Raw genomic sequence first — 21583 nt, 5'->3', positions numbered from 1 at the left:
CCATATCCAGCTGTGGGTCTAGCTATGTGTCAATACTAGCGCTCAAGTAAGCTAAATCACATTTCTAAAACAATTCCCCCATCCAGGCGGACAGGGGAATGGCAAAAATATTGAAGGGTCTCACCGCAGCGCCGTCTTGCCTCAGTTTCCGACCTGGGAAAACCAGGGGGGTGCCGTGGCATTTGGCTTAAAGTTTCCGAGTACAAGCTCGGTCTACTGCCGCCGATGCAACTTGGCTCCCGTTCGGAACAAACATAGATCGACAAACATTGTTGGCAGTCACCAACGCCGTAGTGAGACTTCATTCACTATAACCAATAGCCTGGGGTAAACCGCAAGGGGAAACCCGACCTTCTTGAATGGGTTATTTGACCTGTCATCCCCGCCGCAGTGATCTAATATGGCAGCACCGCGCTTGCCCCGGTCTTCTCATCCCCTGCTGGCACCTATGGCTTCCGACGACTCAGCTGCCGTAACCGATTCGGCCATCGACCCCAGTACCGATACCCCTATCGACGCGTCTACCCCCGCGCCGGAGGTGTCTGCTCCCGAGCCATCAACCCCTACCGAGCCACCCCAGCCAGTGCCACCCATTGACCCTCGTACCCAGCTGCGGCTGCGCAATGAGGGCGATCATCTGGTGCTGCTGATGCCCAACGGGCCTCAGAGCGAGGCGGAAGGAGGTGCCCTGGTTTGGGGGGAGCTGTTGCAGCACTTCAAGCAGCGGCTGAAGGTTGGTGAACCCTTTTGGCAACCCAATACGGTCGTGCATCTGGCCGCCCGCGATCGCCTGCTCGATGCCCGCCAGCTCCAGGCGCTAGAGGAGGTGCTCGCCGCCGCCCAGCTCACCCTCAAACGGGTAGTCACCAGCCGCCGCCAGACGGCCATAGCCGCTGTCACCGCTGGCTACTCGGTCGATCAGCTGGAGACCGTAGATACCCTGGTGCAGTCGCCCCCAGCTCCGGGCAAGCCCCTGGCCGAACCCCTATACCTGCAAACTACGGTGCGATCGGGGGTTGAAATTCGCCATCCCGGTACGATCATTGTGCTGGGCGATGTCAACCCCGGCAGCTCGCTGGTGGCGGAGGGTGACATTCTCGTTTGGGGGCGGCTGCGGGGCATTGCCCATGCGGGGTTTGGGGGCGATCGCGATCGCTACATTATGGCCCTACAGATGCAGCCTACCCAGCTGCGCCTGGCCGACCTGGTCGCCCGCGCCCCCGATAGCCCCAGCGCCGACTACCTGCCCGAGGTGGCCTACGTGGGTAACAACGGCATTCGCATTGCCCAGGCCCAGGCCTTTGCCCGCCAAAACTTCGACGCCACCCTGGGGCAGGGGGCACAGCCGACTGATGGGTTTTAGGTTTATGGAGTCTGCCAAGCTAAAGGTGATAGGTCAAAGGGGTGCAGAGTATAGGGTATAGGGTTCACGGCAGTCCTTGAGCCCCATAGCCTATACCCTGCACCTTATCGATCGACTAAGTTCACAGTCCTTAGCTTGCACCCATAGCGTATTATTAACGGTTGTTTTAGTCGGGTAGTTGGTTCCTTAAGGAAAGTTGGGTTCGTCCATGACTCGCATTATCGTAATGACCTCGGGCAAAGGGGGCGTCGGCAAGAGCACCTGCACCGCCAACCTGGGTATGGCCCTGGCCCAGCGCAATCAGCGGGTCGCCGTCGTCGATGCCGACTTTGGCCTGCGCAACCTCGACCTGCTGCTGGGCTTAGAAAATCGCATTGTCTACACAGCCCTCGACGTACTGGCGGGCGACTGCACAGTGGAAAAAGCCCTGGTTAAAGACAAGCGCCAGCCCACCCTGGGGCTGCTGGCAGCGGCTCAAAACCGCAACAAGGAAGCCATTACCCCCAGCCAAATGAAAGAGTTGGTGGCGGGTCTGGCCCCCAGCAACGACTTTATTTTGATCGACTGTCCGGCGGGCATCGAGATGGGCTTTCAAAATGCGATCGCTCCCGCCAAAGAAGCGATCGTCGTCACCACCCCCGAAATTTCTGCCGTGCGCGACGCCGACCGGGTCATTGGCCTACTCGAAGCCAATGACGTGAAATTCACCAAGCTGCTGATCAACCGCATCAAGCCCAAAATGGTGCAGGAAGACCAGATGATGTCGGTGCGCGATGTGCTCGATATTCTCGCTGTGCCCCTGCTGGGGGTGGTGCCCGACGACGAGCGGGTGATTGTGTCGTCGAACCGGGGCGAACCCCTGGTGCTCGACAAACAGCTCTCCCTGGCCGGGGTCGCCTTTAATAACGTGGCCCGCCGCCTGCTGGGCGAAGAGGTACCCCTCATTGACCTCAACGCTACCCACGACGACTTATTTAGTCGCCTGCGCCGCTTTTTTCGCGGCTAAGTTCTCTCAACTAATCCCGGTGTTCGATGTTACTTCTACCTAGCCGCCAGTGCCGATGCTAAGCGAACTTCTCGATAAGCTGTTTAACCGCAGCCGTACCATTACCCCCCGGGCTGAGGTAAAGCAGCGGCTGCAGTTCGTGCTGGCCCACGATCGCGCCGATCTCACCCCCGAAGTGGTCGAAAAAATGCGTCGGGAAATTCTCGAAGTGGTCTCTCGCTACGTCGAGCTGGACCAGGAGCATCTAGAATTTACCCTGGAAAGCGACCAGCGCATGACGGCGCTGATCGCCAACCTGCCCATTCGTCGGGTGCGCCCGGAGCTGCCTGCGATCGAAGCGGTTTCCTCCCCTGGGCCGGAAACTGCCTCGGTATCTGAGATTCCCGCTACCAGCGCTGAATCTGCCGAAACGGAACCCCCTGACACACCGTCTTCAGGAACCGAACCATCCGCAGTGCCCACCGAAACTCCAGCACCTACTGAATCACAGGCGTCCACTGACCCCACAAAACCTGCTGTCATCCCCAATGAGTAACACCCCCGACGCCTGTGACTCTCTGACCGCTTGTGTGGATGCCCTGGCGCTCAACACGATTCAGCACCATGTATTGATCTGTGCCGACCAGACCAAACCGAAGTGCTGCGACAAAGCCGAGAGCATCGTCGCTTGGGACTATCTCAAGAACCGCCTCAAGGAGCTGGGATTAGATCAGCCCACGGCCGATCGCCCCACCTCTGTTTTTCGCACTAAGGCCAACTGCCTGCGGGTTTGCCACAAAGGCCCTATTCTGCTGGTTTACCCCGATGGCGTCTGGTACCACAGCGCCACCCCAGCGGTAATTGAGCGCATCATTCAAGAACACTTGATTGGCGGCCAGGTCGTCGAAGAGTTTGCCTTTCTGGAGCATTCCCTCGCCTCTACGGTAGAGCCCTGAGGACCCGATCACGCTAGCTAACAGCACTAGGCGGGCAACGGCCATGCCGCTAGCGCGGCACTCGACAATAGCCATAGCCATAGCCGGTCCCTGAGCGTAGTCGAAGGGCCTGAGCGTAGTCGTTGGTGAAGCCGCTCCAAAGGGGCTAGGGACGGCTATTCCCCAGGGCAATCGCCCACATTCCCGAGCTGTAGATGGTGGGTAGTGTGGGTCCAGTGAGGCTCAGTTTTGAAGCCCAAAGTTTGATAAAACTCATCGGCGGCAGGGGTATCCGTGCGCAGGGTTAAAAGCTGGTAGTGCGGCTGGGCTGCATCTATGAGGGCCGTAACCAAAACCCGCCCTACCCCGTGCCTGCGCCAGGCAGCTTCAACGTACACATGCCGCAATCGGCCCACCTTAGGGTCGTTGAAATAGGGGTCGCGATTGAGACCGCCAACGCCGACTATCGTCCCCTGCACGATGGCGGTGAGCAATGCCTCACCAGGTTGATCAAAGCGGTTTACGCCGCTGTCATACTCCTCAACCAGCCGCTGCACAAACCGAAAGCCCTCCCGCAGGCTCTCTGCAACCAGATGATCAATGGTTTGCCGCTGAAGCTCTGTACAGTTGACGATGGCGATCGCGGGCATAATTTGGTGTTTGAACGTCCAGCAGCATCCCCACAGAAGCTTGGTATAATCCCCGGCAATACCTATGGGATGACAGCAGCATGGCAGAGTGGCGGCTAGTTGAGGGTGGCATTACGGCCCCCAAAGGATTTCAGGCGGCAGGTATTGCAGCAGGGCTTAAACCCTCCGGTGCGCCGGATCTGGCGCTGATTTACTCAGATGCTGAGGCGATCGCCGCGGGGGTTTTCACTACCAGCCATGTGCGTGCCGCCTGTGTTGACTACTGCCGCCAGCGGCTTGAGGCTCGCCCCAGCGCCCGCGCCATTCTGGTCAATGCCGGTCAGGCCAACGCCTGCACCGGCAACCAGGGCTGGGTCGATACGATCGAGAGCGCTGTTGCTGTCGGGTCTGCCCTCAACCTGATTCCCGAGGCCGTGCTAATTGCCTCCACCGGGGTAATTGGCCAGCGGATCAAGATGGATCAGCTCAAGGCGGGCGTTCCTAATCTGGTGAAAAGCCTGTCGTCGGAGGGCTCTGAGGCCGCCGCCAGAGCCATTATTACCACCGACCTGGTGCCTAAATCCGTCGCGATGGAAACCACCATCCACGATCGCCCCGTGCGCATTGGCGGCATTGCCAAGGGCTCTGGCATGATTCACCCCAATATGGCTACCATGCTGGCCTTTGTTACCTGCGACGCCACCGTGTCGCCCACTCTGTGGCAAGACATGCTGCGCCGCGCCGCCGATCGCAGCTTCAACCAGATCACCGTTGACGGCGACACCAGCACCAACGACACCCTGATTGCCCTGGCCAATGGTGCATCGCGCACCCCCGCTATCACCGACGAAGGGGCCGAGGCCGACCAACTCGAGGCCATGCTCACCGCCGTTTGCCAGCACCTGGCCAAGGCGGTCGCCCGCGACGGCGAAGGGGCCACCTGTCTAATCGAGGTCACCGTCACCGGGGCGGCCAACACGGCGGCCGCCAACCAGGTCGCCCGCGCGATCGCCGGCTCGTCCCTGGTCAAGTCGGCCATCTTTGGCCACGACCCCAACTGGGGCCGCATTGCCGCCGCCGCCGGACGAGCCGGGGTCACCTTCGACCAGAGCGACCTGCGGGTGCAGCTGGGTGACTTTTTGCTGATGGAGCACGGTCAGCCCCTGGCCTTCGATCGCCCCGCCGCCAGCGCCTACCTGACGGCGGCCACCCAGGGCGAATATCTGAAGACCGACACCGTGGCTATCCACATCAGCATGGGTGATGGCCCCGGCAAAGGACAGGCCTGGGGCTGCGACCTCAGCTACGACTACGTCAAAATCAACGCCGAATACACCACCTGAGCCATGGGTATAGCTGCCACCACTGAGTTTGGGGGGAACAGCGCGATGTTTAGCACGGCGGTTGCGAGCCAGCTCCATAGTTATGCCCCGCAGCCACCGACTATGCATTTAGACCATGTGCAGTAGCAAAGTGCAGGTTCTGGCACTAAGTTTTCTCAGACACCTTGACAGTAGTACTGCTAGACCTGCTATATTGTCAAAGCGATAACGATGGGGTGTCGCCAAGCGGTAAGGCACCGGGTTTTGGTCCCGGCATTCCTAGGTTCGAATCCTAGCACCCCAGTTTTAGGTCATTCATCTTCGTCTTCTTCATCCTCAATGGCTTGGATGGCGAGGAGAATGTCTTCTTCCTGAATTTCAAAGTCTGTTTCAGCAATCTCTCCCATATCAAAGGCGAGCTGAAGGGCGAGCAGCTGCTTTTTCAGACTTTCAAGGTCGTTGGTGGCCACATCGGCCTGGTCTAGGAGTTTGTTGGCCACCCAGCTCACCCCCTCAATGGGGCCGAGCACGGGGGCAAAGAGAACTTTTAGCAGCATAGGGGGTGACAGCTAGTTGAGCTGGGCGAAGTTGTAGGGGGCGGTAAAGTTGTTGTAGCGAATGCGCAGGCGATCGCCAAAGGTAGCGTCTATGGCATTGACGGCCTGGCTAAACTCGGTTTCGCTCTCCCATGGAATCAGGTAGGCCGCGTTGTAAATCATCACATCGGTCTGGGGTGCGTTCTCGAGCACGTCCTTGGCCAGCGGGGTCAGAGCCTGGCGAAATTGCTCCACAATGCCCTGCTTGCGCGCCTCCATCGCCGCTTCAATCTGCTGACCGATAAAAATCACCTGCTCCATGCCCAGCTGGGTGCCCTCCAACTGGTCGCGCTGGGCACGCAGGGTGCCGTCTTCGGCCATCATCATTTCGAGTTCTGTCGATGGCTCCCACTGCACTTTAATGCTCACCTCGCGGCAGCCATCGAGCCGCTGAAACAGCTGCGCCAGGTCCTCGGCATGGGGGGCGACCAGATCGTTCTGCACCTGCTCCCAACTGTCGACAATCAGCCCAAACTGGAGCGGCAGCAGCGTGCGGTGGCCCTGCTCCATGGCAGCTTCCAGCACTTTTTCGTGGCCCAGCAGGTTCTTGCGGCTCGACAGATAGCGTTTCTGGCAGGCAAGAGAATAAAGAAAGGTAAAGTTATCCAGCTGCTGAGCCTGCACTGCTTGCTCATCTAAGCCATCTAGGGGTAGCTCAGCGGGGCCAGGGGCCGGAAAAATACCGTACAGATAGTAGCGATCAGCCATAGGTTATCTCTTGGGAGGCGTCGGATGGGGGAACGCCTCTAGGGTGCCCTAAAGCCTGGGTGTTTTTGACAGAGGGGCGATCGCCCCTGGTTCAACTCCAGACAATTCCGCTGGGACAGATTCAGCGCTGAAAAGAGACTTGGCCTACGACTGTTCCTGCGCCAAAGCCCCGGCATGTCAATCTTTATGGGTTAATCGCTATAGTGTTTAGGCATTGTCTTGGCAGATAGGAGACTCGCAACTGTGGCCATTGCACCTGGGGCAACCAACCGTTGGCTAATGACAGGCACCTGGGCTAGAGGTAGGCAAGTCTTGGCGCTGGTGCTGGCGCTGGTGATCGGTCTGGTGAGCACTGGCTGCAACCCTACCCGGTTTGCCCAGGCGAGTGCCGATGTGCCCCGGCTGGTGCTCAGCACCCTCAGCGACCCCAAAACCTTCAACCCCACCCTCAGTCAAGAGTCGCCGAATATCTTTGGCTTTACTTTTGAGGGCCTGACCACCACCGATGGCATCAGCGGCGAAACGGTGCCCGCCCTGGCCGAAAGCTGGGAGATCTCTGACGATGGCAAGCTGCTGGAGTTTACCCTGCGCGAGGGGCTGCGCTGGTCCGATGGCGAACCGCTGACCGCTGACGATGTGGTGTTTACCTACGACACCCTGTTTAACCCAGCCATTCTGACCAACAGCCGCGACGGGTTTCGCATTGGCACCCAGGGGCTGCTGCCTGAGGTCAGCAAAGTTGACGATCGCCGGGTGCGCTTTACACTGCCCGAGCCCTTCGCGCCCATGCTGGGCAACACGTCGCTAGAAATTATTCCGGCCCATATTCTTCGGCCAACGGTCGAAAACCTCGATGCCCAGGGCAATCCGCTGTTTCTCTCAACCTGGGGTACCGATACGCCGCCTCGTAGAATTGTGGGCAATGGCCCCTACGTGCTGGCCCAGTATGTGCCGGGAGAGCGGGTCATTTTTGAGCGCAACCCCTACTACTGGCAGAAGGATGACCAGGGCAACCCCCAACCCTATGTTGAACAGGTTGTCTGGCAAATTGTCGGCTCTACCGATACCTCCTTCTTTCAGTTTCGCTCCGGCGGGCTGGATATGGACAGCGTACAGCCCGACTTTTTCTCGCTGCTAAAGCGTGAAGAAGAACGAGGCGACTTTACTATCTACAACGGTGGCCCTGGTCTGGGTACCAATTTCTTCGCCTTCAACCTCAACCGGGCCAGCCGCAACGGCAAACCTCTGGTTAACCCGGTGCGATCGGCCTGGTTTAACAACGTGGCCTTTCGCCAGGCAATCTCCTACGGCATCGATCGCCAGACGATGGTAAACAACATTTTTCAGGGTCTCGGCCAGCCCCAGACATCGCCAATTTCGGTGCCCAGCCCCTTCTATGCCCCGCCTGAAATGGGTATTCGCACCTACGACTACGACCTTGAAAAGGCTAAAGAACTGCTGCAGGCCAACGGCTTTCAGTACAACAGCGCTGGGCAGCTGCTAGATGGGGAAGGCAACCGGGTGCGTTTTACCCTCGTTACCAACTCTGGCAACAAAATTCGCGAATCGATTGGAGCCCAGATCAAAAACGACTTGTCTAAATTAGGCATTCAGGTCGATTTTCAGCCCCTTGCGTTTAATGCCCTAGTCGATCGCCTCACCGATAGCCTGGAGTGGGAAGCCCTAGTGCTGGGCCTAACCGGCGGCACCGAACCCAATGGCGGTGCCAATGTTTGGCTGCTCGACGGGGCGCTCCACGCCTTTAACCAAAACGCTGGCCCTGGCCAAGACCCGCTAGAGGGCTGGCAGGCTGCCGACTGGGAGCGACGAATCGCCGAGCTCTACGTCCAAGCGGCCCAGGTAATTGATGAAGAGGAGCGCTTTGAACTGTACAAAGAAACCCAGAAGCTTACCCAGGAGTACCTGCCCTTTACCTATTTAATTAACAACCTATCGCTCACCGCTGTGCGCAACCGAGTAAATGGGGTCAAGTACACGGCCCTGGGTGGTGCCCTATGGAATATCCACGAGTTAACCGTCGAGTAGGGCAAGGATGGGCTGGAGGTTTATGGGTAGCAAAACTCAGCCTTCAACATAGCGGTATAGTCAGGCGCGACATCGTCAGTAGCGCCATTAATGCCATTAGTAGCGATCGCGCAGTAGATCTGCCTCTGCCTCTATGGTCATGCCTTCCATCGCGGCTAGTTCGGCCCGGCGAACGGCCAGGTGCGTTTGGGCTAGGGGTTTACCCAGCGCCTCTAGCAGCACCGTGTCCTGCTCGAAGGCTGCCAGGGCTGCGGCCAAGGATTGGGGCAGTAGGGCAATACCGCGATCGCGCCGCTCGGCCTCAGACAGCATCCCTGGGTCTTGCTGAACCGACTCTGGCAGGGTATAGCTTTGAGCCATACCGTCTAAACCAGCTGCGATCGCGCTCCCCAGGGCTAGATAAGGGTTAGCTGCCCCATCCACGGTCTTTAGCTCCAAATGGGTTGGGCTGGGCTGGGCAAAATTACTCGGCACCCGCAAGGCGGCCTCCCGGTTGTCCATGCCCCAGGCGCAGTAGGCTCCACTCCAGCAGTGGGGGCGCAGGCGACGGTAGGAGTTGGGGCTGGGCGCAGTAATCGCCATCAGAGCGGGCAGGTGGTGCAACAGCCCAGCCGCAAAAGCCTTGGCGGTGTTTGAAAGCCCGCTCGCACCATCTGGAATTAGGTTCTGATCGCCCCGCCAAAGACTCAGGTGCAGGTGACAACCGCTGCCCGCCTGGTTCTCAAACAGCTTTGGCACAAAGGAGGCTACCAGTCCGTGCTGCTGGGCCACGGCCTTGACGGTTTCGCGGTAGACAATGTGCTGGTCGGCGGCCGCTAACGCGTCGGTATAGCGTACCGAAATCTCCTGCTGCCCCGGCCCCGATTCGGGGTAGTACTGCTCTACGGCAACGCCCTGGGCGCTAAGGGCATCGGCGATCGCCCCAATTACCTCCCCATGTATATCCATCGCCAGCGTGGCCGCAAAGGGTGTAGTATCCGCAGGGAAAATCGTCTCCCCATCCTGCCGCAGTAGATAAAACTCTGGCTCAAAAGCCGCCTTAATGGTCAGCCCCCGCTCGCTAGCCTGCTGGACCATCCGGTTTAGAAACTGACGCGAGCACCAGGGCCAGGGCTGCCCGTCCTTGACCATGTTGCCCATCACCCGCGCCTGCCCAGGGGCATAGGGCAGACTCTGAATCGTTCTCCAGTCAGGCACCAGCCACACCTCCCCCACCGGCCCGAGACCGCTGCCAGGGGCCACCGCATCTGCCACCACCGGAATCGCCTGCTGCGCCGCCGATAGCCCCACGGCAACCGCTTCTCCCCCTTCTAACTGTCGCGCTAGGGCATTTATGTGGATGGCCTTGCCGCGAATGACATTGCCGTTGTCACACCACACCACCCGAACAAAGCGAGTGCTACTCTCCTTCAAACGGGCCAGAATTGCAGCGGTGTTTTGAGGCATAGCAGGTTCTAGACAAAGTAGGGTGGTCGGGTCTGGGCCAGGCTCCTTCAAACCCCCTACAAGCGTAAGGCTGTTGAAGGTTTCTAGTGGCCTTAGCGCTTTTTGTGCCCAATTTCTGGGTCCAAACCAAAACTAAGCGGTATTAACCCTCAGCTCAGCTGAGCCGTGCATTCTAAAATCAACCGTTGGTTAATGAGCGCGTAGGGCTGCACCACCAGAGCCCGCCGAAACGCTTGAATGGCCTCCTCGTACTGCTCCAGGGCGGTATGGCACAACCCCAGCCCGTGGAGGGCCCCGAAGTGATATGGCACTAGCTCAATGACCTGCTGACAGTCGGCCTTCGCCTCCAGATAGCGATGCTGCATGAAGTAGAGTACCGCTCGCCGGTTCCAGGCTTCGGCAAAGTCAGGCAATTCGGCCACCAGGGCCGATAGCAACGCCTCCGCCGCGTCAATTTGGCCCTGGTCTATCAGGGTTTGGGCATCTTGCAGCCGCTGGTTGCCCACCGCTCCCTTTTGGTAAAACCAGCGCTGCCAGAGGGCGGCAGTAGCCAGCTCGCGCTGATACTCATCGGCTTGCTTCAGGCTTTGCAGCAGCACTTCTAAGGTTGAATCGTCCATCATGCCTGTGCCTGACTGTAGCGTTGCGCTTCTATTATCTAGCATTCGGCTGAGATTAGCTGCCCAAGGGCATTAAGCCCGTTTTGGCTATAGCTCAACCCCCTAGAGGTAACAATAAATGAACTGATTTTTCAAAAGTTGTGAGCTGTTCTAAGCAGATGGGCAGACTACAAATGTGCAAGACAAGAAGCCCTACGCACCGAGATTGTTTCTACCGCTTCTTTGCAGTAGCAATCAGGCGCATTTAAGGAAGCTATGCTTGCAATTTCATTGAACACATTAATTGTTTAGGGGTTCAAAATCATGGCTGTTGAAAAAGTAAACTCTTCCTCTAGCTTGGCCGAAGTTGTTGACCGCATTCTGGACAAAGGCATTGTTGTTGATGCTTGGGTTCGTGTTTCCCTAGTTGGTATTGAACTGCTGGCTATCGAAGCTCGCGTCGTCATTGCTTCTGTTGATACCTACCTCAAGTACGCCGAGGCCGTTGGCCTAACCGCTCAAGCTGCTGTGCCCGCTGCCTAGCAAAGCACTACCGCTCTTTGCAACCCTATGGGGCAGTAGAATGCTGGGCTTGACCCTTGTTTATCTGCCCCATAAATTCCATAAAACAACATTTTTTGCTAGTTGTTAATGGCGGGCTTCCGTTAGAAAGTCGAGGAATGGCGCTCAGTAATAACACCAGAAACTTAAAAAATAATTGAAGTTTTAGGGTTTGGTAAAAGTCTTTCTCTCGGCGCTATTTCCCTCTTTTCTATCCTAAAAGATTCTCCGAAGTATTCACCAAGTTTTATTTTCGCCCAAGGGAGAGCAGTCCTGTGACAGCACTTTATGACCAGTGGCAAGCCGCACGACAACTGCGCCAGAGCGAGGTAGTTAGTCGGCGTGACCAGGTTTTTACCGACCTGGAGCGCTGGCAGGCCGAGCGGCTGGTCCATGCTGTGCAGCTGCGCCAAAACCTCGATCAGCTCATGGCTGACCTGCGCACCAACACCGCCCTGTGGCTAACCCAAACTACCGCAGACCGCGAGGCCCAGATTTTGCCTCGGCAGCAGGCCCGCCAAGACTACATTCAGCAGCTCCAGGCCGATACAGAGGTGCTGCTAGACAATTACCAGGCCGATCGCAAGCTGAGCGCTGCCGAAGTGCGGCAAAAGCTTGAGTACGATTGCCAGGTGCTCCAAAACACCGTGAGCGATCTGCGCTTAGAGATTGCCCAGGAGCTGCGCCAGGTGCAGCAGCAGGTGGCCGAAATTCAGGCTAAAACAGCGGTTGATTTAGCGGGCTACCGCCAGGAGCAGGCGATGGTGCGGGCCGAACTGTTACCCCAGCTGACGGCCTACGTCGAAGACCTGCAGGTGCAGGTGCAGGCCACGCTAAAAGAGTTGACCGCAGTGCGCCAGCAGGCGGCAGTGGTTAACCAGGGGCACCGCCAGAGCGATCGCCAGGCGCTGACCGATTCTGTCGATGCCATGTTCGATGAACTGGCTGACTTTCGCCATCAGCTGCAGGCCCAGCGGGCGCAGCTCTCCCACCTGGTATGGGGTGGAAAAAATACCGCTCAGCCCGTCGCCACCCCGTCTCCCCGTCCCGCGGTCACACGACCCGCCGTGACTGCGGTGCCGACCCGTGCGATCGCAGCGCCCAAGCCTGCGCCCAAGCCCATAGCGAAACCGGCTGTGTCAAACCCGACCGTCGCCACTGCTCCGGTTGCAGCTCCGGCCCCGGTGGCCCCATCCACTCCGGTCCCCGCCCATGCGGCTGCGCGCGCTGTGCCTGTCGCCACCGTCACTGCTCCCGCTGCACCAGCGGCGGTCGCTGTCGTTCCAGTTTCAGCCCCTGCCCCCGAAACCCCTTCCCTTGAAGAGGTGGTGTACAACTACCTGCATCTGACCCAGGGTGCTCGCCTCAGCGAAATTGAGACGGAGCTGGGCATCAATCGGTTTCAGGCCGTGGATGCGCTGCGATCGCTGATCCAAAAAGACCTCGTCATCAAGCAAGACCGTACCTATCTCGTTCAAGAGGAAGCCGTTCTGTGAACACTGTTCTACAAGCCCGCCCCCGCAACTTCGTCTCTACCCCCACCCTAGAGCGCACCACCCTCCGAGCCCTGCGGTACCTGCAGTCGGGGTACTCTATTCACCTCAAAGGCCCCGCTGGCACCGGCAAAACTACCCTGGCGCTGCACCTGGCCGACCTGCTGGCCCGCCCGATCATGCTGCTGTTCGGCGATGACGAGTTTAAAACCTCAGACCTGATCGGCAACCAGTCGGGCTACACCCGCAAAAAAGTGGTCGACAACTATATTCACAGCGTGATGAAGGTGGAGGACGAGCTGCGCCAGAACTGGACTGACTCGCGCCTCACCCTGGCCTGCCGCGAGGGCTTCACCATGGTGTATGACGAGTTTAACCGATCGCGCCCCGAGGTCAACAACGTGCTGCTGTCGGCCCTCGAAGAGAAACTGCTGGTGCTGCCCCCCAGCAACAACCGGGCCGAGTACATTCGCGTTAGCCCCCACTTCCGCGCCATTCTCACCTCTAACCCCGAAGAGTACTGCGGCGTCCACGGCACCCAAGATGCCCTGCAAGACCGCCTCATTACCATCAACATGCCGGAGCCTGACGAACTGGCCCAGCAGCAAATTTTGGTGCAGAAGGTCGGCATTGATAGCTCCGCCGCTCTGCAAATTGTGCAGTTGGTCAAGGCCTTCCAGTCGTCGGCAGCGCCCGACATGGTCTCTAGCCTGCGCCCCAGCCTGATGATTGCCACCATCTGCCACGACCACGGTATTCTGCCCCTGGCCGAAAACGCCGACTTCCGCGATGTGTGCAGCGACATCTTGCTGGCCCGATCTAAAGAGCCCGCGCCCGCCGCTACTCGCCATCTGTGGAACCTGTTTAACCGCTTTGTGGTCTCCCAGGCCACACTGGTCAACGATCTTACCCTCAAGCCCGAGACTCAGCCTGCGGCCCGCCTTCACGGCGAAGAAGAGCATGAGGCTCCAGCGGCCCCTTTAGAAGCCTCTCTAGAAAATTTGGTAGAGAACGAGGCTGTAGACCTAGACGCTGCTGAAGGCGGCCTGGTCAGTACCGAGCCCGGTGAGAGTACCCTGACTCAAAATCAGCCAGAGCCGGACGTTGCGATCGCAACCCCGACCGTCGCGACAATTGAGCGGCCTGCCGAAGTTGAACCTGCGGTTACTACAGAGAGTTCGTCGGTCGAATCGTCCCTTGGCGACGACTTTGAAACCCGCATTTTTGACTATCTCGATGCCACGGGTACGGCATCTCTCGCTACCATCGAGGCAGCCCTGGGGTTAACCCGCTTTCAGGTTGTCACCGCCCTCAAATCCATGCTCGATCAGGCGCTGATTGAGAAGCACGAGGTCGAAGGTCAGCTCACAGGCTATCAGCTAAGTTCTAACTGAAGGTAATCTGCCGTGACCACCTCCACCCCCACGACCCGCCCCCAACCCGGTCGAAGCATGGCTACCGCTACCCAGGGATCTTCCCTGGTAGATGTCATTGAGCGGGTGCTCGACAAAGGCATTGTGATCGCTGGCGATATCTCAGTCTCCGTCGGGTCTACCGAACTACTGAGCATTCGCATTCGCCTGATTATTTCATCGGTCGACAAGGCCCGCGAAATTGGCATCAACTGGTGGGAAAGCGATCCCTACCTGAGCAGCCGCACCAACGAACTGCTAGAGGCCAATCAACAGCTTCAAACCCGCTTAGAGACCTTAGAAGCCGAGCTAAAGGCTTTGCGACCTGCCGAACCCGTTATCTGAGCGGTCAATCGGGTCGCTGCAATGCCGAGTAAACCTCGGCTTTTTCAAGCACCTGGAGCGTTACCTGCTCACCCTACACGCTGTAAAAACCGTCATGCTGACCCTGCGCACCCTGCTACAAATTGCCAGTAGCCGCACAATTCCCAGCTTTCGCTCAGCGCCAAGCCGCAGCCAGAGCGGGGGCGATCGCCTGACCGATGCGAGCCGTATAGGCTACCACCAAAGCCGAACCCAGGCCCAGGAAGCTCGCCGCCAGTGGCTGCAGCAGCAGTGGCAAAATCGACCCTAGCTGTGGTTGTGGCCTAGGCTCGGAACCTAGAATCGCAATCCTTGAGATGCACTAGACTGAGGCCATGACCTCCGAAAATGTCGAGCCAGATCTATTGCCCAGTCTGGCGCTACAGCCCCCTGCCAAAACCGATGCGGGCCTAGCGCCTCTGCTGCTCACCGTGATTGAGCTGGTGCGCCAGCTCATGGAAGCCCAGGTCATTCGCCGGATGGAATCGGGCGACCTCGGGGATGATGACCTTGAGCGAGCGGCTGACAGCCTGCGCAAGCTAGAAGAGCAGGTTGTGAACATGTGCGAGATCTTTGATGTCGACCCGGCCGATCTCAACATCGACCTGGGGGAAATTGGCACCCTGCTGCCCAAGGAAGGCAGCTACTACCCTGGGGCCAAAAACCAAAATCCCACCATTCTAGAGCTGCTCGATCGCCTGCTGGATACAGGTGTTGTAGTCGAGGGCGACGTTGACCTAGGCATGGCTCAGCTTAACCTGATTCACGCCAAGCTGCGGCTGGTGCTGACATCAAAACCCATCTAAGCGCGATCTAGGCACCTCTGTACTGGCTACTCTGCTAACTCCGCCACTGCCACAGCTTGATGGTTTTGTCGACACTGGCGCTGGCGATAACGCCGCCACTGCCCTGTACGGCCACCCGATGCACCGGGTTCGTGTGGGCGGGCAGGGTTTCTTGCGGTGCGCCGGTTTGGCTATGCCAGAGGCGCAGAGTGCCGTCGCTGCTGCCGCTGACTAACCGCTTACCGTCGGGGAAAAAGGCCACCGTATTGACCTCCTGAGTATGTCCCTGAAGCGTATGTTGCAGATCGCCCGTCGTTAAGTTCCACAGGCGCACGGTGCGGTCTTTGCTGGCGCTGGCAACTAGTCGACCATCGGGGCTAACGGCTACCTGGTTGACGGTATTGGTGTGGCCCGTAAAGACTTTGAGGGCCTGTGCCGTTTGAGCATTCCACAGACGCACGGTGTTGTCGAGTCCGCCGCTGACCAGGCGCTGGTCGGCATCGGTCAAGGCTACGGTTTTGAGCATACCCGCCGAGCCGGGCAGGGTTTTGATTAGGGTGCCCTGACTCAGGCTCCACAGTTTGAGGGTGCCATCTTCGCTGGCGCTGGCCAGCAGGTTGCTGCTGCCGATGGCGATCGCGGTGACATCCCGCAAATGCCCTTTGAGCGTATGCCGCAGGGTGCCGTCGCCCAGGTTCCAGACCTTGATAGTGGCATCGTCGCCGCAGCTTACCAGCACCTGACCACGCCTGTCGATCGCGACATCGTTGACCCCTCGGGCATGGCCCTTGAGCGAGTGCAGCAAGTCTCCTGACTGCCAATTCCAAAAGCGCAGTGTGTCGTCAAGGCTGCCGCTGACCAACACGGGCTGCTGGGGGTTAAAGGCGACAGCCATCACCCACGACTGATGCCCCGCGAGAGTGCGCAACAGCTGCCAACCGTTACCAGCGGCTGGCCCCGAGCCAGGTGCGCCAGAACTGGACGACCTAGCGCTGCTAGGTTTAGCGCTGGGCGTAGCCGAACTTGACGGACTGGACGGTCTGCTCGCCGAGGAACTGGAAGTCGGTCTGCTCGCCGGGGGGCTCGACGCAGAGCCTGAAACAGGTCTGGAGGCTGAATCTGATGTGGGTTGCGGGAACGGTTTTGACGTTGGCCCTGCTGTCTCCGCAGTCGGCGGCAGCGATGTAATGGGCATCGCCAGTCCGGCAGCTTGACCTGGCCCGCTCAGGGGCGGGCGATCTAGCCCCGCAAACAAGCTTTGGCCTGACTGGTTGGAGACCCAGCCGGGTACGGTGCCCTCCAGCTTGGGCAGCCGTTGCAGATCATCCAGCACGTCCTGGGCCGTTTGGTAGCGCTCGCTGACCAAATCCTTGGTCATACAGTTGAGCACGGCGGCCAGGCCGGGGTGAATGGTGCGCCCCTGTTTTTGCAGATACTCCTGCCACAGCCAGCGGCCTTCCTGGGGGCTGTAGAGGTCTTCGGGCTTGCACCCAGTTAGCAAATGAAGGCAGGTGGCCCCGAGGCTATAGAGATCGCTAGAGGGGTAAGCTTGACCGCTACGCAGCTGTTCGATGGGGGCGTAGCCCTCGGTGCCAATGCGGGTGCCTGGTTCGTAGCGAATGGCTTCGCTAAACTGCTTAGCCACGCCGAAGTCAATCAACACGGGCTTTTGGTCAATCTTGCGGCGAATGATGTTGGAGGGCGTGATGTCACGGTGAATAACGCCGTGCTGATGAATAAAGTACAGCACCGGCAGCAAATCTTCGAGCAGCTGCCGGAGGCTGCTTTCGCTGTAGGCGGCCTGGGCCGAAATTTCTTGGTGCAGGGTGCGGCCCTGCACCATCTGCTGCACCAGGTAGAGATACTTGTTTTGCTCAAAGTAGGCCAGCAGCGTAGGAATTTGGGGATGCTCTCCCAGCTCGTGGAGCCGCACGGCCTCCTGCTCAAACAGCTGCACAGCCTTAAGAAAGGATTTGGTGCCCTGGGTTTGGGGCGCAAACTGCTTGATCACACAGCGGCTGTTGAGGCGATCGGTGTCGAGGGCAAAGTAAGTACGCCCAAAGCCTCCCCGCCCAATCAGCTTCAGCGGGCGATAGCGGCCCCTCAGCCGATGCTCTAGGGGGGTGCCGCAGGTAGGACAAACCGCAGCCAGGGTCGCGTGATTGGGCTGGGTACAGTGGGGATTGAGACAGCAGATCATCACAACGGCAAACCCAGGGACGCAGAGGCATAGTTTCTGCTTATGCTTACTTCCATTTAACCTGCAATCGGACGGAGACGGGGGATTTTGCTGCTTCGTTGACAACGCTATATTTCGTAACAATTGGGGCGATCGCACCAATCCGCCTAAACCCTTGCGGTATCGTGAAGAACAGTCGTTATTGAGCAATTCGCTGCCGCCCCTATGACCTTGGCCCAGCCTCCCCACAACAAAGCCAAAGCCCTGCGCCCAGGAGCCACTCGCCCTGCCAAAGAACTCTGTAGCGAGTGCGGCTTTTGCGACACCTACTATATTCACTACGTCAAAGAGGCCTGTGCCTTTCTAAACCAGCAGTTTCCGACCCTGGAGCAGCAGAGCCACGGGCGCAGTCGCGATTTGGAGACTGATGACGAAGTTTACTTTGGCGTTCACCAGGACATGATGGCCGCTCGCAAGCAGCAGCCTATTGAGGGGGCGCAGTGGACGGGCATTGTCAGCACGATCGCGATCGAAATGCTGACCCAGGGCTTAGTTGAAGGGGTGGTGTGCGTACAGAATACCGAAAGCGATCGCTTTCAGCCCCAGCCCATTCTCGCTACTACTCCTGAGGAGATTTTGGCGGCGCGGGTCAACAAGCCCACGCTGTCGCCCAACCTGTCGGTGCTGGAGCAGGTCGAACAGTCGGGTATGAAGCGGCTGCTGGTGATTGGGGTGGGCTGCCAAATTCAGGCGCTGCGGGCGATCGAAAAGCAACTCGGCCTGGAGCAGCTCTACGTGCTGGGTACGCCCTGCGTCGATAACGTCAGCCGGGCGGGCCTGCAAAAATTCCTCGAAACCACCAGCCGATCGCCCGATACGGTAGTGCATTACGAGTTTATGCAAGACTTCCGTGTCCACTTCAAACACTCAGACGGCTCCACCGAAACGGTGCCCTTCTTTGGCCTCAAAACCAACCAGCTCAAGGATGTCTTTGCCCCCTCCTGCATGAGCTGCTTTGACTATGTGAATGGATTGGCTGACCTGGTGGTGGGCTATATGGGTGCTCCCTTCGGCTGGCAGTGGATCGTGGTGCGCAACGATCGCGGCCAAACCATGCTCGATACCGTGATGGATCAGCTCGATACCCAGCCGGTGATATCTGAGGGCGATCGCAAGGCCGCCGTGCAGCAGAGCATTCCTGCCTACGACAAGGCGGTGACCCTGCCCATGTGGGCCGCCAGGCTGATGGGTGTGGTGATCGAGCGCATCGGCCCCAAGGGGCTAGAGTACGCCCGATTTTCCATCGACTCCCACTTCACCCGCAACTACCTCTACGTCAAGCGCAACTACCCCCAAAAGCTGGCCGCCCACGTGCCGGAGTTTGCCAAGCGCATTGTCGGTCAGTACAAGCTGCCCGACTAGCTCAGGTCAGAAAAAAGGACGCTGCGATCGCAGCGTCCCCCAAATTCAACTTATGGATGGAAGTTACACCACGCTGTAGTTCCCTGCTAGCCAGGTCTGTAGCTCAGCAGGAGCCTGGGCCTGGGCCAGTATCGCTTTGAGCTGTTCTCCATCCAGCACCTCTGTTTCTAACAGAGTCTGGGTCGCCGACTCTAGTAGGCCCCGGTTCAACCGCAAAATCTCAATTGCCATGGAGCGGGCGTTGCTGAGCAACAGCTTTACCTGGCGATCGATCTCAGTGGCGACTTCAGGACTGGTGGTGCGGCGATCGCTGCTCCCATCCAAAAACTGGGCGTTAGCTTTGGCAAAGGCCACTGGCCCCAGACTGGCACTCATGCCGTACTCAGTCACTGCCTTTTCGGCCAGATCGGTGGCTTTTTGAATGTCGTCGCTGGCTCCGGTCGAAACCTTGCCAAAGACAATTTCTTCGGCGGCGCGACCCCCCAGTAGGGTAGCCAGCTGGCCCCGCAGCTCGTCTTCGAGCATCAAAAAGCGGTCATTCTCTGGCATTTGCAGGGTGTAGCCCAGCGCCCCCAGCCCGCGCGGCACAATCGAAATTTTGGTCACCCGATTGCCCCCCGGCATCAGCGCACCCACCAGGGCATGACCCACTTCGTGGTAGGCCACGGTTTGCCTTTCGGTCGCTGTGAGTACTCGAGAGCGCTTCTCTAGCCCCGCAATCACCCGCTCAATGGCTTCGCCAAAGTCGGTCATCAGCACTGCCTGACGATTGTTGCGGGCTGCCATCAGCGCTGCCTCGTTGACCAGGTTGGCCAGATCGGCTCCAGCAAAACCAGCGGTTTGGGCCGCAATGTCCGCTAGGTCGACGTCTTCACCCAGGGTCACGCCGCGACCGTGCACCTGCAAAATCTCCAGTCTGCCGCTCTTGTCGGGGCGATCGACTAAGACCTGGCGATCGAAGCGTCCGGGGCGACGTAGAGCCGGGTCTAGCGTCTCGGGACGATTGGTGGCTGCAATCACAATCACCCCGTCATTGCCGCTGAAACCATCCATTTCGGTCAGCAGCTGGTTCAGGGTTTGCTCGCGCTCGTCGTTGCCGCCAGTGGGGTTGCCGCCGCGAGTTTTACCCACCGCATCTAGCTCATCAATAAATACAATACAGGGAGCCTGGCGCTTGGCCTTGTTAAACAGGTCGCGCACCCGCGAGGCCCCAACGCCCACAAACATTTCCACAAATTCTGAACCGGCCATACTCAAAAAGGGCACCCCGGCCTCTCCAGCGATCGCCTTCGCCAGCAGGGTCTTGCCCGTTCCCGGTGGCCCCACCAGCAGCACCCCCTTAGGAATTTTGGCCCCCAGCTGGCGGTACTTGTCGCCATTGGCCAAAAAGTCGACCACCTCCTGCAGCTCCTGCTTAGCCTCGTCTATCCCAGCCACATCGGCAAAGGTAACGCCAGTTTTGCTTTTGCCGTAGCTACGAACCTTGCTTTTACCCATGCTGGCCGTGCCTACTCCACCCGCACGGCTAAACTTTGCCGCCAGGGCTAAGGCCCCTACCAGCATTCCTGAGGAGATAATTAAGCCAACGATGCCTGCGGGAGGCAGCGGTTCGGGAGCGATCGTCACCTGCACTCCCTGGCTCTTGAGCTGATTCACAATCTCATCGGTCGAGCCAAGTGGCTGAGTTGTGTAGCGACGATGGCCAGCTTTGGGGCCAAACTCGGGCTTAAGGGTATAGTCAATGCGATCGCGCCCAATCATTACCCGCTGCACCTGGGCCTGGTTGACCTGCTCGACAAAGGTGCTGTAGGCCGACTGCACTGGGGTTTCTGTTTTCATGGGGCAAGTCCTGTAGGTTAAGGTCAACTCAAAGGTGCGAGGTGCCAGGGAAAGCTCCTCGCTGACCACTCACTTCCTTGATTCTGCGACAGTCTCCCTCACCCTCCCAGAGGGGGAAACGCCCCAAGTTAACCGTGGTTACCGAAGAGCTAGTCTCTCGCTATACGGTGGTTACGACCTTTCTAGTTAGATTGCCGTAATCCCTCCAGACAGCTTGCGCAATTCTCAGTTCTCAGAGCGGCACTATATAATGAGGGCCAAACATTCTCCCCGCCCCCATGACCAAATTTGATGCGGTTCAGCTTACCGAAGTCTCCGTAAATTTACCCTGGGGCATTGGCGGGGCCAAATGGAAGCCCGATATTACCGAGCGCGCCGCCGCTTGGGAGCTTTACATCGAACTCGTCACCCGCGTTGCCGTGCAGCCCCTCGATGCCGATGCCGGTTTGGTGCGAGAAGCGCTCAACTCGCTCTACAGCCTGTTTGGCTCTACCCGCGAGATTTTACGCACTGCTGGCCCCAAGGTCGGAGCCTCTAAAGAGTCGGTGGGGGGTATTGCGATCGCCGTACTCAACAACGGCCTACGCCCCTTCATGTCTAAGTGGCACCCTATTTTGCAGGAGTGGGAAGCCCAAAGGCCCCAGGGCGTCAGCGCCGTTGCCCATGAAAAGGGATGGGAGCTAGAGCCCACCCTGCGCCAAGAACTCAGTGAACTTAGAACGGGTCTAGAAGCCTATGCCCACGCACTGGCCAACATTGCCGGTATAGATCACTAGCGATCTCAGTATCCAGCGCGTGCAAGCATAAAAAAGTTACTCAAGTTCGATTAAGTATCGAGAAAATACTCAGTACAGAGTATGAAGTTCTCAATAAGATAGAAGCCTGAGGTGCACACCCCCA

The 21583-nt window shown here is 58.6% G+C and carries 20 protein-coding genes, 1 tRNA gene, 1 other RNA gene and 1 pseudogene; 15 read left to right on the top strand and 8 right to left on the bottom strand.

Features of this window, described 5'->3' with window-relative positions; translation table 11 throughout:
- Window positions 1-116: 116 nt before the first annotated feature.
- Window positions 117-300: non-coding RNA, 6S RNA (gene ssrS / locus IQ265_RS08520), on the bottom strand.
- 148 nt (window positions 301-448) lie between these two features.
- On the opposite strand from ssrS, the gene minC reads away from it, so the two are divergent.
- From minC to IQ265_RS08500, 4 genes and pseudogenes are all read left to right on the top strand, one after another.
- On the top strand, window positions 449-1363 hold the full coding sequence (gene minC, locus IQ265_RS08515) for a septum site-determining protein MinC (RefSeq protein WP_194052398.1): 915 nt from the start codon (window positions 449-451) through the stop codon (window positions 1361-1363).
- 208 nt (window positions 1364-1571) lie between these two features.
- Complete coding sequence (minD, locus tag IQ265_RS08510; protein ID WP_194052396.1) at window positions 1572-2369, top strand: septum site-determining protein MinD; 798 nt, start codon at window positions 1572-1574, stop codon at window positions 2367-2369.
- Between the two features lie 55 nt (window positions 2370-2424).
- Window positions 2425-2700, top strand: a pseudogene (gene minE / locus IQ265_RS29875) (cell division topological specificity factor MinE); the annotation flags it as partial.
- 196 nt (window positions 2701-2896) lie between these two features.
- Window positions 2897-3304: a ferredoxin gene (locus IQ265_RS08500; protein WP_194052392.1), complete on the top strand. Its 408-nt coding sequence runs from the start codon at window positions 2897-2899 to the stop codon at window positions 3302-3304.
- 155 nt (window positions 3305-3459) lie between these two features.
- On the opposite strand, the gene IQ265_RS08495 is transcribed toward IQ265_RS08500, so the two are convergent.
- The gene (locus IQ265_RS08495) at window positions 3460-3933 is read right to left on the bottom strand and encodes a GNAT family N-acetyltransferase (RefSeq protein WP_194052390.1); all 474 of its coding nucleotides are present in this window, start codon (window positions 3931-3933) and stop codon (window positions 3460-3462) included.
- Window positions 3934-4013: 80 nt separating this feature from the next.
- Between IQ265_RS08495 and argJ the strand changes: the two genes are divergently transcribed.
- A complete protein-coding gene (argJ, locus tag IQ265_RS08490; protein ID WP_194052388.1) occupies window positions 4014-5255 on the top strand; it encodes a bifunctional ornithine acetyltransferase/N-acetylglutamate synthase in 1242 nt (413 codons plus the stop codon).
- A 211-nt stretch (window positions 5256-5466) separates the two neighbouring features.
- A tRNA-Gln gene (locus IQ265_RS08485) sits at window positions 5467-5538 on the top strand.
- Window positions 5539-5545: 7 nt separating this feature from the next.
- On the opposite strand, the gene IQ265_RS08480 is transcribed toward IQ265_RS08485, so the two are convergent.
- Together IQ265_RS08480 and IQ265_RS08475 are read right to left on the bottom strand one after the other, a co-directional pair.
- On the bottom strand, window positions 5546-5791 hold the full coding sequence (locus IQ265_RS08480; RefSeq protein WP_194052386.1) for a gas vesicle protein GvpG: 246 nt from the start codon (window positions 5789-5791) through the stop codon (window positions 5546-5548).
- A gap of 12 nt (window positions 5792-5803) precedes the next feature.
- Entirely contained in the window at window positions 5804-6538 is a 735-nt protein-coding gene (locus IQ265_RS08475) for a GvpL/GvpF family gas vesicle protein (protein ID WP_194052384.1), read from the bottom strand.
- 279 nt (window positions 6539-6817) lie between these two features.
- On the opposite strand from IQ265_RS08475, the gene IQ265_RS08470 reads away from it, so the two are divergent.
- Window positions 6818-8584 carry an ABC transporter substrate-binding protein gene (locus IQ265_RS08470; RefSeq protein WP_194052649.1) on the top strand — a complete coding sequence of 589 codons (1767 nt, stop codon included), beginning with the start codon at window positions 6818-6820 and terminating at the stop codon, window positions 8582-8584.
- Between the two features lie 96 nt (window positions 8585-8680).
- Here IQ265_RS08470 and IQ265_RS08465 read toward each other — a convergent pair whose 3' ends face one another.
- A complete protein-coding gene (locus IQ265_RS08465) occupies window positions 8681-10030 on the bottom strand; it encodes a glutamine synthetase family protein (RefSeq protein ID WP_194052382.1) in 1350 nt (449 codons plus the stop codon).
- Window positions 10031-10179: 149 nt separating this feature from the next.
- Window positions 10180-10650 carry a tetratricopeptide repeat protein gene (locus IQ265_RS08460; protein WP_194052380.1) on the bottom strand — a complete coding sequence of 157 codons (471 nt, stop codon included), beginning with the start codon at window positions 10648-10650 and terminating at the stop codon, window positions 10180-10182.
- A 303-nt stretch (window positions 10651-10953) separates the two neighbouring features.
- On the opposite strand from IQ265_RS08460, the gene gvpA reads away from it, so the two are divergent.
- From gvpA to IQ265_RS08430, 6 genes are all read left to right on the top strand, one after another.
- Entirely contained in the window at window positions 10954-11172 is a 219-nt protein-coding gene (gene gvpA / locus IQ265_RS08455; RefSeq protein WP_017300094.1) for a gas vesicle structural protein GvpA, read from the top strand.
- Between the two features lie 293 nt (window positions 11173-11465).
- The gene (locus tag IQ265_RS08450) at window positions 11466-12686 is read left to right on the top strand and encodes a hypothetical protein (RefSeq protein ID WP_194052378.1); all 1221 of its coding nucleotides are present in this window, start codon (window positions 11466-11468) and stop codon (window positions 12684-12686) included.
- Complete coding sequence (gene gvpN, locus IQ265_RS08445; protein ID WP_194052377.1) at window positions 12683-14077, top strand: gas vesicle protein GvpN; 1395 nt, start codon at window positions 12683-12685, stop codon at window positions 14075-14077. Before IQ265_RS08450 ends, gvpN begins: the two co-directional genes overlap by 4 nt.
- Window positions 14078-14134: 57 nt before the next feature.
- Entirely contained in the window at window positions 14135-14440 is a 306-nt protein-coding gene (locus tag IQ265_RS08440) for a gas vesicle protein (RefSeq protein ID WP_194052648.1), read from the top strand.
- Window positions 14441-14534: 94 nt separating this feature from the next.
- Entirely contained in the window at window positions 14535-14729 is a 195-nt protein-coding gene (locus tag IQ265_RS08435; RefSeq protein ID WP_194052376.1) for a hypothetical protein, read from the top strand.
- A gap of 64 nt (window positions 14730-14793) precedes the next feature.
- A complete protein-coding gene (locus IQ265_RS08430; RefSeq protein ID WP_228037708.1) occupies window positions 14794-15264 on the top strand; it encodes a gas vesicle protein K in 471 nt (156 codons plus the stop codon).
- Between the two features lie 34 nt (window positions 15265-15298).
- Here the strand turns inward: IQ265_RS08430 and IQ265_RS08425 are convergent, their stop codons facing one another.
- Window positions 15299-17443, bottom strand: a complete 2145-nt coding sequence (locus tag IQ265_RS08425) for a WD40 repeat domain-containing serine/threonine-protein kinase (RefSeq protein WP_194052646.1) — start codon at window positions 17441-17443, stop codon at window positions 15299-15301.
- Between the two features lie 204 nt (window positions 17444-17647).
- On the opposite strand from IQ265_RS08425, the gene IQ265_RS08420 reads away from it, so the two are divergent.
- Window positions 17648-18844 carry a Coenzyme F420 hydrogenase/dehydrogenase, beta subunit C-terminal domain gene (locus tag IQ265_RS08420; RefSeq protein WP_194052375.1) on the top strand — a complete coding sequence of 399 codons (1197 nt, stop codon included), beginning with the start codon at window positions 17648-17650 and terminating at the stop codon, window positions 18842-18844.
- A 63-nt stretch (window positions 18845-18907) separates the two neighbouring features.
- Here IQ265_RS08420 and ftsH read toward each other — a convergent pair whose 3' ends face one another.
- Window positions 18908-20683 carry an ATP-dependent zinc metalloprotease FtsH gene (gene ftsH, locus IQ265_RS08415; RefSeq protein ID WP_194052374.1) on the bottom strand — a complete coding sequence of 592 codons (1776 nt, stop codon included), beginning with the start codon at window positions 20681-20683 and terminating at the stop codon, window positions 18908-18910.
- Window positions 20684-20961: 278 nt separating this feature from the next.
- Here ftsH and IQ265_RS08410 point away from each other — a divergent pair, with 278 nt between their 5' ends.
- The gene (locus IQ265_RS08410; RefSeq protein WP_194052373.1) at window positions 20962-21459 is read left to right on the top strand and encodes a hypothetical protein; all 498 of its coding nucleotides are present in this window, start codon (window positions 20962-20964) and stop codon (window positions 21457-21459) included.
- Window positions 21460-21583: the final 124 nt, after the last annotated feature.

The organism is Nodosilinea sp. LEGE 06152, assembly GCF_015207525.1.
Taxonomy (GTDB): domain Bacteria; phylum Cyanobacteriota; class Cyanobacteriia; order Phormidesmidales; family Phormidesmidaceae; genus Nodosilinea.
The sequence above is the reverse complement of the archived record's forward strand: the minus strand, read 5'-3'. Positions and strand labels throughout refer to the sequence as shown.

Bases quoted from the DNA above. Each gene is read 5' to 3' on its own strand.
- IQ265_RS08475 (WP_194052384.1), bottom strand. From the start codon at position 6,538: ATGGCTGATCGCTACTATCTGTACGGTATTTTTCCGGCCCCTGGCCCC.
- minC (WP_194052398.1), top strand. From the start codon at position 449: ATGGCTTCCGACGACTCAGCTGCCGTAACCGATTCGGCCATCGACCCC.
- IQ265_RS08480 (WP_194052386.1), bottom strand. From the start codon at position 5,791: ATGCTGCTAAAAGTTCTCTTTGCCCCCGTGCTCGGCCCCATTGAGGGG.
- IQ265_RS08465 (WP_194052382.1), bottom strand. From the start codon at position 10,030: ATGCCTCAAAACACCGCTGCAATTCTGGCCCGTTTGAAGGAGAGTAGC.
- IQ265_RS08430 (WP_228037708.1), top strand. From the start codon at position 14,794: ATGACCTCCGAAAATGTCGAGCCAGATCTATTGCCCAGTCTGGCGCTA.
- ftsH (WP_194052374.1), bottom strand. From the start codon at position 20,683: ATGAAAACAGAAACCCCAGTGCAGTCGGCCTACAGCACCTTTGTCGAG.
- minD (WP_194052396.1), top strand. From the start codon at position 1,572: ATGACTCGCATTATCGTAATGACCTCGGGCAAAGGGGGCGTCGGCAAG.
- gvpA (WP_017300094.1), top strand. From the start codon at position 10,954: ATGGCTGTTGAAAAAGTAAACTCTTCCTCTAGCTTGGCCGAAGTTGTT.
- IQ265_RS08410 (WP_194052373.1), top strand. From the start codon at position 20,962: ATGACCAAATTTGATGCGGTTCAGCTTACCGAAGTCTCCGTAAATTTA.
- IQ265_RS08470 (WP_194052649.1), top strand. From the start codon at position 6,818: ATGACAGGCACCTGGGCTAGAGGTAGGCAAGTCTTGGCGCTGGTGCTG.
- IQ265_RS08420 (WP_194052375.1), top strand. From the start codon at position 17,648: ATGACCTTGGCCCAGCCTCCCCACAACAAAGCCAAAGCCCTGCGCCCA.
- IQ265_RS08440 (WP_194052648.1), top strand. From the start codon at position 14,135: ATGGCTACCGCTACCCAGGGATCTTCCCTGGTAGATGTCATTGAGCGG.
- IQ265_RS08495 (WP_194052390.1), bottom strand. From the start codon at position 3,933: ATGCCCGCGATCGCCATCGTCAACTGTACAGAGCTTCAGCGGCAAACC.
- argJ (WP_194052388.1), top strand. From the start codon at position 4,014: ATGGCAGAGTGGCGGCTAGTTGAGGGTGGCATTACGGCCCCCAAAGGA.
- IQ265_RS08460 (WP_194052380.1), bottom strand. From the start codon at position 10,650: ATGGACGATTCAACCTTAGAAGTGCTGCTGCAAAGCCTGAAGCAAGCC.
- IQ265_RS08435 (WP_194052376.1), top strand. From the start codon at position 14,535: ATGCTGACCCTGCGCACCCTGCTACAAATTGCCAGTAGCCGCACAATT.
- IQ265_RS08500 (WP_194052392.1), top strand. From the start codon at position 2,897: ATGAGTAACACCCCCGACGCCTGTGACTCTCTGACCGCTTGTGTGGAT.
- IQ265_RS08425 (WP_194052646.1), bottom strand. From the start codon at position 17,443: ATGATCTGCTGTCTCAATCCCCACTGTACCCAGCCCAATCACGCGACC.